General features: G+C 74.6%; 12 protein-coding genes. 7 read left to right on the forward strand and 5 right to left on the reverse strand.

Going from position 1 to position 13,930, the window contains the following annotated elements; all coding sequences use genetic code 11:
* Positions 1 to 44: 44 nt before the first annotated feature.
* Both ACWIX6_RS19840 and mca read right to left on the reverse strand, forming a co-directional pair.
* Complete coding sequence (locus ACWIX6_RS19840) at positions 45 to 395, reverse strand: hypothetical protein (RefSeq protein ID WP_448614158.1); 351 nt, start codon at positions 393 to 395, stop codon at positions 45 to 47.
* The gene (gene mca, locus ACWIX6_RS19845) at positions 392 to 1,279 is read right to left on the reverse strand and encodes a mycothiol conjugate amidase Mca (RefSeq protein WP_448614159.1); all 888 of its coding nucleotides are present in this window, start codon (positions 1,277 to 1,279) and stop codon (positions 392 to 394) included. Before mca ends, ACWIX6_RS19840 begins: the two co-directional genes overlap by 4 nt.
* A 191-nt stretch (positions 1,280 to 1,470) precedes the next feature.
* Between mca and greA the strand changes: the two genes are divergently transcribed.
* Together greA and ACWIX6_RS19855 are read left to right on the forward strand one after the other, a co-directional pair.
* Entirely contained in the window at positions 1,471 to 1,977 is a 507-nt protein-coding gene (greA, locus tag ACWIX6_RS19850; RefSeq protein WP_448614160.1) for a transcription elongation factor GreA, read from the forward strand.
* A 17-nt stretch (positions 1,978 to 1,994) separates the two neighbouring features.
* A complete protein-coding gene (locus ACWIX6_RS19855) occupies positions 1,995 to 2,318 on the forward strand; it encodes an RNHCP domain-containing protein (protein ID WP_448614161.1) in 324 nt (107 codons plus the stop codon).
* A gap of 129 nt (positions 2,319 to 2,447) precedes the next feature.
* Here the strand turns inward: ACWIX6_RS19855 and ACWIX6_RS19860 are convergent, their stop codons facing one another.
* Both ACWIX6_RS19860 and ilvA read right to left on the reverse strand, forming a co-directional pair.
* Positions 2,448 to 4,529, reverse strand: coding sequence for a M3 family metallopeptidase (locus ACWIX6_RS19860; protein WP_448614162.1), 2,082 nt, complete (start codon positions 4,527 to 4,529; stop codon positions 2,448 to 2,450).
* Between the two features lie 58 nt (positions 4,530 to 4,587).
* Positions 4,588 to 5,874, reverse strand: coding sequence for a threonine ammonia-lyase (gene ilvA, locus ACWIX6_RS19865; protein WP_448614163.1), 1,287 nt, complete (start codon positions 5,872 to 5,874; stop codon positions 4,588 to 4,590).
* A 99-nt stretch (positions 5,875 to 5,973) separates the two neighbouring features.
* On the opposite strand from ilvA, the gene ACWIX6_RS19870 reads away from it, so the two are divergent.
* From ACWIX6_RS19870 to ACWIX6_RS19880, 3 genes are all read left to right on the forward strand, one after another.
* Entirely contained in the window at positions 5,974 to 7,437 is a 1,464-nt protein-coding gene (locus ACWIX6_RS19870) for a sigma 54-interacting transcriptional regulator (RefSeq protein ID WP_448614164.1), read from the forward strand.
* 1 nt (position 7,438) lies between these two features.
* Entirely contained in the window at positions 7,439 to 9,436 is a 1,998-nt protein-coding gene (locus ACWIX6_RS19875; RefSeq protein WP_448614165.1) for a VWA domain-containing protein, read from the forward strand.
* 124 nt (positions 9,437 to 9,560) lie between these two features.
* Positions 9,561 to 10,040 carry a GNAT family N-acetyltransferase gene (locus ACWIX6_RS19880; RefSeq protein ID WP_448614166.1) on the forward strand — a complete coding sequence of 160 codons (480 nt, stop codon included), beginning with the start codon at positions 9,561 to 9,563 and terminating at the stop codon, positions 10,038 to 10,040.
* Here the strand turns inward: ACWIX6_RS19880 and ACWIX6_RS19885 are convergent.
* Entirely contained in the window at positions 10,033 to 11,388 is a 1,356-nt protein-coding gene (locus tag ACWIX6_RS19885) for a DUF2252 domain-containing protein (protein ID WP_448614167.1), read from the reverse strand. The two genes, ACWIX6_RS19880 and ACWIX6_RS19885, sit on opposite strands and share 8 nt — an antisense overlap.
* Before the next feature lie 104 nt (positions 11,389 to 11,492).
* Between ACWIX6_RS19885 and ACWIX6_RS19890 the strand changes: the two genes are divergently transcribed.
* Together ACWIX6_RS19890 and ACWIX6_RS19895 are read left to right on the forward strand one after the other, a co-directional pair.
* Positions 11,493 to 12,512: an SGNH/GDSL hydrolase family protein gene (locus ACWIX6_RS19890; protein ID WP_448614168.1), complete on the forward strand. Its 1,020-nt coding sequence runs from the start codon at positions 11,493 to 11,495 to the stop codon at positions 12,510 to 12,512.
* An 81-nt stretch (positions 12,513 to 12,593) separates the two neighbouring features.
* On the forward strand, positions 12,594 to 13,814 hold the full coding sequence (locus ACWIX6_RS19895) for an acetyl-CoA C-acetyltransferase (RefSeq protein WP_448614169.1): 1,221 nt from the start codon (positions 12,594 to 12,596) through the stop codon (positions 13,812 to 13,814).
* The last annotated feature ends 116 nt before the right edge of the window (positions 13,815 to 13,930 follow it).

Genomic DNA, 13,930 nt, shown 5'->3' on the forward strand with positions numbered 1-13,930 from the left:
AGGCCGTCCGGGGACGGCGGGCCGGGAGCCTCGCCGTCCGCCGGTCAGGCCCTGCCGGTGCGGCCGTCGCCGCCGTCCCGGTCCCGCGGCTCGCGGGGCGGCTCGATGGCCAGCGGGGCCTGGCGGAGCGAGTCCAGCAGCTGCTGGCCGGGCGGTGGCGGGGGGTCCAGCAGCTCCGCCGGGGTGTCGGGCACGTCGATCGGCTCGTCGTCCGGGTCGAAGCTGCGCGGGACCCGCTTCAGGTGCCGCCCCATCGACCGGACCAGCAGCAGGGTGGCGATCAGCAGCGCGACGATCAGCGCGAGCCCGATGGGGCCGGCCTTGCCGACGTCCTCGGGGAGCTGCTGCTCCTCGACCGCGAGGACGGCGAGACCGGTCACCAGCGCCCCGGTCACGGGACCTGCACCGAACTGCGGATGCCGGCGAACAGGTCGTCCTCGGGCACCGGCGAGTCGACCAGCGAGCGGGCCAGTTCGTAGTCCTCGGTCGGCCAGGCGTGCGACTGCACGTCCAGCGGCACGGAGAACCAGCGGCCGGTCGGGTCGATCTGCGTCGCGTGCGCGACCAGCGCCGCGTCGCGGACCGGGAAGTACTCGGAGCAGGGGACCTTGGTGGTGACCCGGTGGGAGATGTCGTGGGCCGGGTCCCAGTTGGCCAGCCACTCGGTGTACGGGGACTCCGCGCCGGTGGCGAGCACCGCCTCGTGCAGCGCCTTGGTGCGCGGCAGCGTGAAGCCCATCTGGTAGTAGAGCTTGCTCGGCTGCCAGGGCTCACCGAGCTCCGGGTAGCGCTCCGGGTCGCCGGCGGCGTCGAAGGCGTGCACCGAGATCTCGTGGGTCTTGATGTGGTCGGGGTGCGGGTAGCCGCCACGCTCGTCGTAGGTGGTGATCACCTGCGGCTTGAACCGGCGGATCAGCTCCACCAGCGGAGCGGCCGCCTCCTCCACCGGCACCAGCGCGAAGCACCCCTCGGGCAGCGGGGGCAACGGGTCGCCCTCGGGCAGGCCGGAGTCGACGAAGCCCAGCCACTCCTGCTCCACCCCGAGGATCTCCCGGGCCCTCGCCATCTCCTCGATCCGCAGCTGGGGCAGCCGCTCCCACACCTCCGGACGGTCCATCGCGGGGTTGAGCACCGAGCCGCGCTCCCCGCCGGTGCAGGTGGCCACCAGCACCCGGACGCCCTCGGCGACGTACTTCGCCATGGTCGCGGCGCCCTTGCTCGACTCGTCGTCGGGATGGGCGTGCACCGCGAGCAGGCGCAACTGGTCCGGATCTGTCACGCCGCCCATTGTCCCCCGTCGCCGCCTCCCGCGGCGGGTGCCCCCGGAGGGTGACGCAGACCACCTGACCGGGTGGCCGCGGTCGCTCCGGTGTCTGCGGACCGCTCCGTTCCGGTGTTACTTTGCTCGGATTGGCCAACGGCGGTCTCCTTCCCGAGCGCCACAGATCCGAGTCTTGGAGTCCCCACATCGTGTCCACCCCCACTGACGAGCAGGACCCGGGCGTCTGGCTGACGCAGACGGCCCACGACCGGCTGAAGGCCGAGCTCGACCAGCTGGTGGCCAACCGTCCGGCCATGGCCAAGGAGATCAACGACCGTCGCGAAGAGGGCGACCTCAAGGAGAACGGCGGCTACCACGCTGCCCGCGAGGAGCAGGGCAAGCAGGAGGGCCGCATCCGGCAGCTCACCGACCTGCTGCGCAAGGCCCGGGTCGGCGAGCCGCCGACGACGGCGACCAACGCCGCGCTGGGCACCGTGATCACCATCGCCTTCGACGGCGACGAGGACGACACGGAGAAGTTCCTGCTCGGCTCGCGGGAGATCGCCGGCACCACCGACCTGACCGTCTACTCGCCGGAGTCGGCGCTGGGCGCGGCGATCGTCGGTGCGGCACCGGGCGAGACGGTGACGTACCAGGCACCCAACGGCCGGGACATCTCGGTGAAGGTGCTGGCCGTCGAGCCGTTCGTCCCCTGACCGGCGGGGTGCGGCAGGTGGGCGCGCGGTCCCGGCAGGCGGAGAACACCTCGTTCGCGTGCGCCCACTGCGCCGCCCCGGTGCCGGCCAACACCGACGGGCACTACCGCAACCACTGCCCGTGGTGCCTCTGGTCGCTGCACGTCGACGACCTGCCCGGTGACCGGGCCAGCGACTGCCGCGGGCAGATGGAGCCGATCGGCCTGGTGGAGAAGTCCGGCAAGGGCTGGCAGGTGGTGCACCGCTGCACGGCGTGCGGCCACCGCCAGCCCAACCGGCTGGTGCGCGAGGGCGCGGCCCCCGACGACCTGGACCTCGTGCTCTCCCTCCCCTGGCTCTGACACTGCGATCCCCGCGGATCGCACCGCGGCCAGGAGCCGTGCCCGGCCGACGCCGAGCCGCTGCGAGCGATCCCGGTCGGAGGCCTCCGGCCCCCACCCGTCATCGCCCAGGGCGCTTCCGCGCCCGCCTCAAGCCCTGATCAGACCGCGCCTCCGCAACAACGGTCCGGTGTCGGCGTCCCGGCCGCGGACCGCCCGGAAGGCGCCCAGCGGGTCGACCGCGCCGCCCCGGGACAGCAGCCGCTCGCGGAAGACGTCGCCGTTCGCGCGGGTGAGCCCGCCGTTCTCGCGGAACCACTCCACCGTGTCGGCGTCGAGCACCTCCGACCAGATGTAGGAGTAGTAGCCGGCCGAGTAGCCGCCGGAGAAGACGTGCTGGAAGTACGTCGTCCGGTAGCGCGGCGGCACGAGGTCGGAGGCGACCCCGGCCCCGGCCAGCGCCTGGGCCTCGAAGGCCTGCGCGTCCGGGACGACGGTGTCCGGGTCGATCCGGTGCCAGGCCTGGTCCAGCAGGGTGGCGGCCAGGTACTCCAGGGTGGCGAAGCCCTCGCCCCACAGCGAGGCGGCCTCGATGGCGGCGACGACGTCCTCGGGCAGGGGCTCCCCCGTCTCCACGTGCCGCGCGTAGCCGGAGAGCACCTCGGGCCACAGCGCCCACATCTCGTTGACCTGGCTGGGGAACTCGACGAAGTCCCGGGGCACGCTGGTGCCGGAGAACCGCGGGTAGGTGACCGCGGACGACAGCCCGTGCAGGGCGTGGCCGAACTCGTGGAACAGCGTGGTGACCTCGTCGAGGGTCAGCAGCGTCGGCCGGCCGGGCGCGGCCCGGGTGACGTTGAGGTTGTTCACCACGACCGGCCGGGTGCCCAGCAGCCCGGACTGGGTGACGAAGGAGTTCATCCACGCGCCGCCGCGCTTGCCCTCGCGGGCGACGTAGTCACCGAGGTAGAGCCCGACCGGCTGCCCGTCGGCCCCGAAGACCTCCCACACCCGGACGTCGGGGTGGTAGCCGGTCAGGTCCGGCCGCGGGCTGAAGGTGAAGCCGTAGAGCAGCTCGGCGGCCCGGAAGACGCCGTCCACGAGCACCCGGTCCAGCTCGAACCACGGCCGCAGCGCGGCCCGGTCGACGGCGTAGCGCTCCGCGCGCACCCGCTCGGAGTAGAACGCCCAGTCCTCCGCGGCCAGCTCCACCCCGTCGGCGGCGGCCAGCTCGGTGAGCACCTCGGCCTCCTTGCGGGCGTTGGCGACCGCCGGGGGCACCAGCGTGGCGAGCAGCTCGTCGACCGCGGCCGACGTCCTCGCGGTCTGGTCGGCGGCGATCAGGTCGGCGTGCGTGGCGTGCCCCAGCAACCGGGCCCGCACCGCCCGCAGGTGCGCGATCTCGGCGGCCACCGGGCCGTTGTCGTGCTCCCCGGACGACGCCCGGGTGACCGATGCCTCGTGCACCCGGCTCCGCAGCGCACGGTTCGTCAGCTTCGCGAGCACCGGCTGCCCGCTGGGCAGCACCAGCGGCAGCAGGTACCCCCCGGCCGAGCCCCGCTCCGTGGCGGCGCCGGCCGCGGCCTGCACCTCCGCGTCGCTGAGGCCGTCGAGCTCGGCGGGGTCGGTGACCAGCACGGCGGCCGCCTCGGTGGCCAGGTGCAGGTTCTGCCCGAAGGTGGTGGACAGCTCCGACAGCCGCTGGTTCAGCTGCCGGAGCTGCTCGCGCCCGGCCTCGTCCAGTCCGGCGCCGGCGAGCACGAAGTCCAGGTGGTAGCGCTCGACCAGCCGGACGGACTCGGCGTCCAGGCCGGCGTCGTGCCGGGCGGCGTGCACCGCGTCGATCCGCGCGAACAGCGCCGGGTCCAGCCGGAGGGCGTCGGAGTGGGCGGCAGCGAGCGGGGCGATCTCCCGCTCGATCTCGCGCAGCCGGTCCGAGGAGTTCGACGACGCCAGGTTGTAGAAGACCCGCCCCGCCCGGCCCAGCAGCTCACCGGAGCGCTCCAGGACGACGACGGTGTTCTCGAAGGTCGGCTCGGCGGGGTCGGCGACCAGGGCGGCGACCTCGGCCCGCTCCTCGGCCATGCCGACCAGCAGCGCCTCCCGGCAGTGCTCGAGCGTGATGTCGGCGAACGGCGGCAGCTCGTAGGGCAGCTCCGAGCGGGTGGCCAGCGGGTTGGACGGGGACAGGGACGCGGGGACCGGCGCGGCAGCCGGGTCGGCGGTGCTCATCGCTGCCCATACTCACCCCGCCGGCGCAGCACCCGCCGCACGGGGTCCCGCCGCTGGGTCACTCGGCCTGGACGGCGTACCCCGCGGCGGCCAGGGCGGCGAGCACGTCGGCGGCGTGGTCGGGGCCGCGGGTCTCCAGGTGCACGCCCACCTCGACCTCGCCGAGGTCCAGCCGCGCCGTCGTCCGCTCGTGCTCGACGGACAGCACGTTGGCCGCCAGCCGGGCCAGCTCGGCGAGCAGGGCGGCCAGCGAGCCGGGCCGGTCGGGGACGCGGACCCGCAGCGACAGGTACCGGCCCGCGGCCGCCATGCCGTGCTGCACCACCTTGAGCATGAGCACCGGGTCGATGTTGCCGCCGGAGACCACCGCGACCACCGGCGGCGCGAAGGCACCCGGGTCGGCGAGCACGGCGGCGACCGCGGCCACGCCGGCCGGCTCGACGACCAGCTTGGCGCGCTCCAGGCAGAACAGCAGCGCCCGGGAGAGGTCGCCCTCGCTGACCGTGCGGACCTCGTCGACGAGCCCGGCCACGTGCGCCAGCGTCAGGTCGCCGGGGGCGGCGACGGCGATGCCGTCGGCCATCGTCGCCATCGAGGTCAGCCGCACCGGGTGCCCGGCGGCCAGCGAGGCGGGGAAGGCCGCGGCGGTCGCGGCCTGCACTGCGACCACCCGGACGTCGGGACGACGGGACCGCACCGCGGCGGCGATCCCGGACACCAGCCCGCCCCCACCGGTGCAGACGACGACGGTGGCCACGTCCGGGCACTGCTCGAGCAGCTCCAGGCCCACCGTGCCCTGGCCGGCGATCACGTCGGGGTGGTCGAAGGGGTGGATGAACACCGAACCGGTCTCCGCGGCGAATTCGGTCGCCGAGACCATCGCCTCGGTCAGCGTCGGACCGCCCAGCCGGACCACGGCCCCGTAGCCGCGGGTGGCGGCCACCTTGGGCAGCGGCGCGGACTCGGGCATGAACACCGTGGCCTCCGCACCCAGCTGGCGCGCGGCCAGCGCCACCCCCTGGGCGTGGTTGCCGGCGCTGGCGGCGACGACGCCGCGTGCCCGCTCGGCGTCGGTCAGCCGGGCGATCCGGGTGTAGGCGCCACGGATCTTGAACGACCCGGCCCGCTGCAGGTTCTCGCACTTGAGCCACACCGGCCCGCCAACCCGGTCGGCCAGCGCGCGGGAGTGCTCCAGCGGCGTCCGCCGGACGACGCCGGCCAGCAGCTCCGCGGCCGCCTCGACCTCGGCTCCGCCGACCAGCGGCACCTCGGACCGGCGGGCGCCGGGCACCTCGGCGCCGCCGGGGACCGGCTCGGGGAGGGACACCGCTGCGGGACCGGACACGCGCCGATCCTGGCAGGTCGCCGGCGCCGCCGGGAGCCGTCACCGGGCGGACGCACCGAGGTCACCGGACCGTCCCTGGTGCGTCGTACCGTGGTCGAGGTGACGGACGCCGCACCTCCCGCCCCCGCTCCCACCACGCTGGGCGAGCTCCGCGACAGCGGGGCCACCTTCCGGCCGGTCAAGGCCGAGATCCGCGCCAACCTGCTCGCCCGCCTCGCCGCGGGTGAGCCCACGCTGCCCGGCATCGTCGGGTTCGAGGACACCGTGCTGCCCGAGGTCGAGCGGGCCCTGATCGCCGGGCACGACCTGGTCCTGCTGGGCGAGCGGGGCCAGGGGAAGACCCGGCTGATCCGCACGCTGGTCGGCCTGCTCGACGAGTGGACGCCGGTGCTGGTCGGCAGTGAGCTCAACGAGCACCCGCTGGCCCCGATCAGCGTCTGGGCCCAGCGGCAGATCGCCGCCCACGGCGACGCGACCCCGGTGGGGTGGCTGCACCGCAGCGACCGCTTCGGCGAGAAGCTGGCCACCCCGGACACCTCGGTGGGCGACCTCATCGGCGACGTCGACCCGATCAAGGTCGCCGAGGGGCGCACGCTCGGTGACCCGGAGACGGTGCACTACGGCCTGGTCCCGCGCACCAACCGGGGCGTGTTCAGCATCAACGAGCTGCCCGACCTGGCCGAGCGGATCCAGGTCTCGCTGCTCAACGTGCTGGAGGAGCGGGACATCCAGATCCGCGGCTACCGGGTCCGGCTGCCGCTGGACCTGCTGCTGGTGGCCAGCGCCAACCCGGAGGACTACACCAACCGCGGGCGGATCATCACCCCGCTCAAGGACCGGTTCGGCGCCGAGGTCCGCACCCACTACCCGATCGAGCTGGCCGACGAGCTGCGGCTGCTGCACCAGGAGGCGCAGACGACCTGGCCGGGGTCGGCGGGCGGGCGGGACGCCGGCGGGCTCGACTCCCCCGTCGTCCCCGAGCACCTGGTCGAGATCGTCGCCCGGTTCACCCGCCTGGTGCGCGAGTCCAGCCACGTGGACCAGCGCTCGGGCGTCAGCGCCCGGTTCGCCATCGCCGGACTGGAGACGATCGCCGCCTCCGCCGTCCGGCGGGCGGCCGTCTCCGGGGAGACCCGGCCGGTGGCCCGGGTGGTCGACCTGCCGGCGATCGTGCCGGCCAGCCGCGGCAAGGTGGAGTTCGCCGACGCCGGCTCCGACCCCGACGACGAGCGCGAGCTGGAGGTGCTGGAGCACCTGCTGCGGCAGGCGACGGCACAGACGTTCCGCGCCCGCTGCGGCGGCCTGGACCTGACCGGGCTGCAGGAGCACTTCACCGGGGGCGAGACCGTGGAGTCCGGGGACCTGGTGCCCGCCGCGGCGCTGCTGGGCCAGCTCGGGACCATCCCGCGACTGGCCGAGCTGCTGGGCCGGGTCGGCGTCCCGGAGGGCGAGCAGTCCGCCGAGCAGGCCGCCGCCGCGGTGGAGTTCGCCCTCGAGGGGCTGTACCTCACCCGCCGGCTCGCCAAGGACACCGACGGCTCCCGCACCGTCTACGGGGCCTGACGTGGCGCGGGGACGTTCCTCCCGGGGGTACCGATACGGCCGCTGGCACGGCGGGCCCGACCCGCTGGCCCCGCCCTACGACGTGGCGGCCGCCGTCGACGAGCTCGGCGACTCGGTGCTCGGCGGCAGCGGCGTGCGCGAGGCGCTGCGCGAGCTGCTGCGCCGCGGGGTCGACGGCCGCCCCGGCCTGGACCAGCTGCGCCGCTCGGTGCGCGACCGGCTGCGCAAGGCCCGGCAGGCCGGGCGGATGGACGGCACGCTGGAGCAGGTCCGCGAGCTGCTGGACCGGGCCGTGGCCGCCGAGCGCCGCGAGCTGTTCCCCGACCCGGACGACGCCGCCCGGCTGGCCGAGGCCGAGCTGGACGCCCTCCCGCAGGACACCGCCGGCGCCGTCCGCGCGCTGAAGGACCACCAGTGGCGGTCGCCCGAGGCCGAGCAGGCCTACCGGGAGATCGAGGACCTGCTGCGCCGGGAGGTGCTGGACAGCTCCTTCCAGGGCATGAAGCAGGCGCTGCAGGCGATGCAGGACGGCGACAGCGCCGGGATGCAGGCGGTCAAGGACATGGTCGCCGACCTGTCCGCGCTGGTCGACGCGCACAACCGCGGCGAGGACACCGACCAGCAGTTCGCCGACTTCATGAGCAAGCACGGGCAGTTCTTCCCCGACGACCCGCAGTCGGTCGACGAGCTGATCGACTCGCTGGCCCGCCGGGCCGCCGCCCAGGAACGGATGATGGCCGGGCTGTCCCCGGACCAGCGCTCCGAGCTGCAGGACCTGATGGCCCAGGCGATGGGCGACCTGGGCCTGCAGAGCGAGATGGCCCACCTGTCCGACGCGCTGCGCCAGGCCCGGCCGGACCTGGGCTGGGGCCAGCGGGGGCCGGTGCCCGACGGCGCGGAGGGGCTCGGGCTGGGCGACGCGACCACCGCGGTGGCCGAGCTCGCCGACCTGGAGGCGCTGTCCTCCCAGCTGTCCCAGGGCTACGCCGGGGCGTCGCTGGCCGACGTCGACGAGGAGCTGCTGGAGCAGGCGCTGGGCCGGTCCGCCGTCGACGACCTGGCGGCGCTGCGCCGGCTGGAGCGCGAGCTCGAGCGGCAGGGCTACCTGCAGCGCTCCGAGGGCAAGCTCGAGCTCTCCCCCAAGGCGGTCCGCCGGCTGGGCGCCACCGCGCTGCGGCGGGTGTTCGCCGCGCTGTCCGCGGCCGGCCGCGGGGACCACGACGTGGCCGACGCCGGCGCCGCCGGGGAGCTGACCGGCGGCTCGCGGGAGTGGCACTTCGGCGACGAGCAGCCGCTGGACGTCGTCCGCACCGTCCGCAACGCCGTCCTCCGGCAGGCCGGCGAGCCCCGCGAGGAGGGGCAGCGGCGGGTGCGGATCGCCGTCGACGACTTCGAGGTGGTGGAGACCGAGCGGCGTACCGGGGCGGCGGTCGCGCTGCTGGTCGACCTCTCCTACTCGATGGCGCTGCGCGGCACCTGGGGCGCGGCGAAGTCCACCGCCATGGCGCTGCACTCGCTGGTCACCACCCGGTTCCCGCAGGACGCCATCGAGATCATCGGGTTCTCCTCCACCGCCCAGGTGCTGCGGCCGGAGACCCTCGCGGAGCTGTCCGTGGACACCCTGCAGGGCACCAACCTGCAGCACGGCCTGATGCTGGCCCGGCGGTTCCTCGCCCGGCACCGGGACGCGGAGCCGGTGATCCTGGTGGTCACCGACGGGGAGCCGACCGCGCACCTCGAGGACGACGGCACGCCGTACTTCTGCTGGCCGCCGATGCCCGAGACGATCGCCCGGACCGTCGCGGAGGTGGAGCGCTGCGCCCGGTCGGGTGCCACGCTCAACGTGTTCGCCCTCGACCCGGATCCCGGGCTGGTCGACTTCGTGCACGACATCACCGCGCGGGCCGGCGGCCGGGTGTTCCAGCCCGACAGCGACCGGCTGGGCGAGTACGTGGTCGCCGACTACCTGCGCGTCCGCAGGGGGCGGCGATCCCGATGAGTTGAAGGACCCCGTCCTCATCACCCCTCGCAAGCTCGGGGCGAGCCTCTGGACGGGGCCGGGTGAGCTGGGCGCAGGACCCTGCAGCGGGGCCGATCGGGCCGGCGTCGGGGAGACTGTCGGGGTGAGCGCCGACGCCGGTCCGGGCACCATCACGATCGAGCAGGTCGACGCCGCTGCCACCCACGCGCTGCGGCTCCAGGAGCTCCGCCAGGGCCGGCCGGCCGAGATGGACGGCGACGACGCCCCGTACGCGCTGCACCTGGCTGCGCGCCTGCACGGCGGCGCCGGCCCGGACGGCGAGATCGTCGGTGTGGTCCGCTTCCACCCCCGCGACTGCCCGTGGCTGGCCGCCGAGGCCCCCTGGCAGCTGCGCGGCATGGCCACCGACCCCCGGGTGCGCGGGCTCGGCGTGGGCCGGGCGCTGGTGGCCGAGGGCCTGGCCCGCGTCGTCCAGCGCGGCGCCGACCTGGTCTGGTGCGACGCCCGCGCGGCGGCCGTCGGGTTCTACGAGCGGATCGGGTTCACCCCGGTCACCGACGAGTACGACCTGCAGCCGGTCGGCCCGCACCGCGGCATGGTGCTGACGCTGCCCATCAGCTGAGCGGGTGGGCTCCGCTGGAGCTGATCCCCGGGATCGACCCGGCGCGGAACGCGTCGACGAACAGCCGGTGGTCCTCGCGGGTCCGCCGGGCGTAGGTGTGCGCGAAGTCGACCAGGTCGGCGACGAACTGCTCGCGCCGCCCGCCGATCATCGTGGTGATCGCCTCCTCGGTCTGGAAGGGCACCAGGGTGTGGTCGCTGTCGGCGTCCCCCACGCAGTGCAGCTTCGCGGTGGCCCGGCCCAGCTGGTTCAGCACCGGACCGATCTCCTCCGGCTCGGTCAGGTCCTCCCAGTCCAGGTCGACCTCGTACGGCGAGAGCTCGGAGACCACGAACCCGACGCCGTCGATCTCGGTGTGGCCGAGGAACTGCGAGGCGTTGGCCTGCAGCGACCGCTGGCTGACGGCGGTCCGGTGCCCCTCGTGCTCGAAGTGCTGCCGGATCTCCGGGTCCCGCACGATCCGGCTGGGAGCGGGCACGTTGCCCTGCTTCACCGAGAGGACGACGTCGTTCTCCAGCGCCTGGTCGTAGCCCTCCAGCAGCACGTTGTAGGCCGGCAGCCCCGCGCTGCCGATGCCGAACCCGCCGGTCCCGACGACGTCCTTCACGTCGTAGGCCACGTCGCGCCGCCGCCGCGGCGGGTGCACGGTCTCGCGGTACCGGTCGATGGCGGCCAGCACCGTCGACCGCTCGGCGTCGTCGAGCCGCCGGTTCCTGCCGCCCTCGGCGAACCGCCGCTCGTACCGCTCCACCACGGTCAGCCGGTCCAGCAGCCCCAGCCGGGTCCGGGCGGTGGTGGCCAGGACGACGTCGTGCACCGCGCCCTCGGTGTTCTCCCGGAGCAGGGCGAACGAGCGGTCGTCGTCGGAGCGGGTGAAGGCCTCCACCTGGTCCAGGTAGGAGTGCAGATAGCGGGCCAGCATCTCGCCGATGACGTCGTCCCCGAGCGCCTTGCGCCAGGCCAGCAGGGCGAAGCTGGCCACGAAGCGGCGCAGGTCCCAGCTGACGTGCCCCAGGTAGGCCTCGTCGAAGTCGTTGACGTCGAAGACGATCCGCCCCTGCCCGTCCATGTAGGTGCCGAAGTTCTCCGCGTGCAGGTCGCCCTGGATCCACACGCGCGACGTCCGCTCGTCGCACCAGCCGTCGGTCGTGTCCGCCATGTCGGCGTAGAACAGGCAGGCGGAGCCGCGGTAGAAGGCGAAGGGGTCCGCGGCCATCTTGCGGAACTTGGTGCGGAACGCGTCCGCGTCGGCGGTCATCAGCTCGGAGAAGGCGTCGACCAGCACGTCGACGATCTGCTGCTGCCGGCCGCTCTCGTCCGGAGGGGTGAGGTCGTCTCGGTCGGGCACGGCCCCACCGTAGGGGGTGGCTAGCCTGCTGATCAGGTCTCGCTGCCGCAGGACAGGGCGACCTGCCGCAGGACAGGGCGACCTGCCACAGGAGGGCGGACGAGGTGACACGCGCCAGCAGGGCACGCCGACTGGTCACCGCGGCGATGTACGGGGGCGGCGGCCTGGGGGTCGCCGGCGCCACGCTGTTCGCCGTCCTCCAGGGCGAGGCCCGCGCCGCACGTCGCTCCGTCGAGGCCCGCCGGGCACCGGCCGACCCGCCCACCGGCAACGGGCGGTACGGCAGCGGCCGCACCAAGCCGCTGGTGCTCGCCGTCCTCGGGGACTCCAGCGCGGTGGGCCTGGGCGTCGAGCGGGCCGAGCAGACCCCGGGCGTGCTCATCGCCTCGGCGCTGTCCGAGCTGGCCGAACGTCCGGTGCGGCTGGTCCGGGTGGCGGTGTCCGGGGCGACGTCGGACCGGCTGGCCGCCCAGGTGGAGCTGGCCCTGGCCGAGAGGCCGGACGTCGCGGTGATCATGATCGGGGCGAACGACGTCACCAGCCGCGCCCGGCCGGCGGACTCCGTCCGGCACCTGGCCGAGGCGGTCCGCGCGCTGGTCGCCGCCGGCTGCCAGGTCGTCGTCGGCACGTGCCCGGACCTGGGCACCATCCGCCCGATCCGCCAGCCGCTGCGGCTGCTGGCCCGGCGCTGGAGCCGGCAGCTGGCGGCCGCGCAGACGATCGCCGTGGTCGCCGAGGGCGGCCGGACGGTGTCGCTCGGATCGGTCCTCGGACCGGACTTCGCCACCGACCGGGGGCTGTTCAGCGTCGACGAGTTCCATCCCTCCGCCGCGGGGTACGCCGCGGCGGCGTCGGTGCTGCTGCCCTCGGTCGCGGACTCGGTGGGCGCGTGGCCGGCCGCGGCCGACCGGGGCCTGCGCCGGCGACGGGGCACCGTCCGGCCGGTCGCGCAGGCCGCCGCGCGGGCGGCCGGCCGCCCCGGCACCGAGGTCCAGGCCACCGCCGTCCGCGGCGAGGAGACCGGGCCCTGGGGCACCTGGGCGCTGCTGCGCCGGCGCCGTCCCCCGGAGATCCCCGTCCCGGACACCGCCGAGGTCGCTGCGCCCGTCGACGCGGGCCACTGACCCCGGCTACCGGAGAGTAGGTTCAGGGCCGACCCGACGTCCCAGCCGCCCACCAGGGTGCGCCCTCATCGTGGAGGACCCATGCCCGAAGCCGTCATCGTCGCCACCGCGCGCTCCCCCATCGGGCGCGCCTTCAAGGGGTCGCTGAAGGACCTGCGCCCCGACGACCTGACAGCCACGATCGTGCGCGCGGCCCTGGACCAGGTGCCCCAGCTCGACCCCACCGACATCGACGACCTGATGCTCGGCTGCGGCCTGCCCGGTGGCGAGCAGGGCTTCAACATGGGCCGGGTCGTCGCGGTGCTGCTCGGCATGGACCACCTGCCGGGCACCACGGTCACCCGGTACTGCTCCTCGTCGCTGCAGACCACCCGGATGGCGCTGCACGCGATCAGGGCCGGCGAGGGCGACGTGTTCATCTCGGCCGGGGTGGAGATGGTCTCCCGGTTCGCCAAGGGCAACTCCGACTCCCTCCCCGACACGCACAACCCGCGCTTCGCCGACGCCGAGGCCCGGGTGGCGAAGACCGCCGAGAGCGGCGCGGAGAGCTGGCGCGACCCGCGCGAGGACGGCGACGTCCCCGACGCCTACATCGCCATGGGGCAGACCGCGGAGAACCTCGCGCTGCTCAAGGACGTCTCCCGGCAGGACATGGACGAGTTCGCCGTCCGCAGCCAGAACCTCGCCGAGCAGGCGCTCGCCGACGGCTTCTGGGCGCGGGAGATCACCCCGGTGACGCTGCCCGACGGGACGGTGGTCAGCACCGACGACAGCCCGCGCGCCGGGACCACCCTCGAGGGCATCTCGGGGCTGAAGCCGGTGTTCCGCCCCGACGGCCGGGTCACCGCCGGCAACGCCTGCCCGCTCAACGACGGCGCCGCCGCCCTGGTGGTCATGAGCGACACCAAGGCCCGCGAGCTCGGCATCACCCCGCTGGCACGGGTCGTCTCGACCGGGGTCACCGGCCTGTCGCCGGAGATCATGGGCTACGGCCCGGTCGCCGCCTCCCAGCAGGCGCTGGCCCGCGCCGGCATGACCATCGACGACATGGACCTGGTGGAGATCAACGAGGCGTTCGCCGCCCAGGTGATCCCCAGCTACCGCGACCTGGGCATCGACCTGGACAAGCTGAACGTGCACGGCGGGGCCATCGCCGTCGGCCACCCCTTCGGCATGACCGGCGCGCGGATCACCGGCACGCTGCTCAACGGCCTGCGCAGCCGGGACGGCCAGTTCGGCCTGGAGACGATGTGCGTCGGCGGCGGCCAGGGCATGGCGATGGTGCTCGAGCGCCTCTCCTAGGGGGCCTGCGCCGCGTTGATCATTGGCTCTTTGCTCATCGACACGCCGTCCTCCGGCGCGTCGATGGCAAGAGGCCGATGATCGACAACTGGACGCCTGCCGCGGCACGACCGTGG

The sequence above is a fragment of the Modestobacter sp. URMC 112 genome (assembly GCF_053502575.1).

Excerpts from the sequence above, each read along its gene's own strand:
- ACWIX6_RS19860 (WP_448614162.1), bottom strand. The coding sequence starts at position 4,529 with ATGAGCACCGCCGACCCGGCTGCCGCGCCGGTCCCCGCGTCCCTGTCC.
- ACWIX6_RS19895 (WP_448614169.1), top strand. The coding sequence starts at position 12,594 with ATGCCCGAAGCCGTCATCGTCGCCACCGCGCGCTCCCCCATCGGGCGC.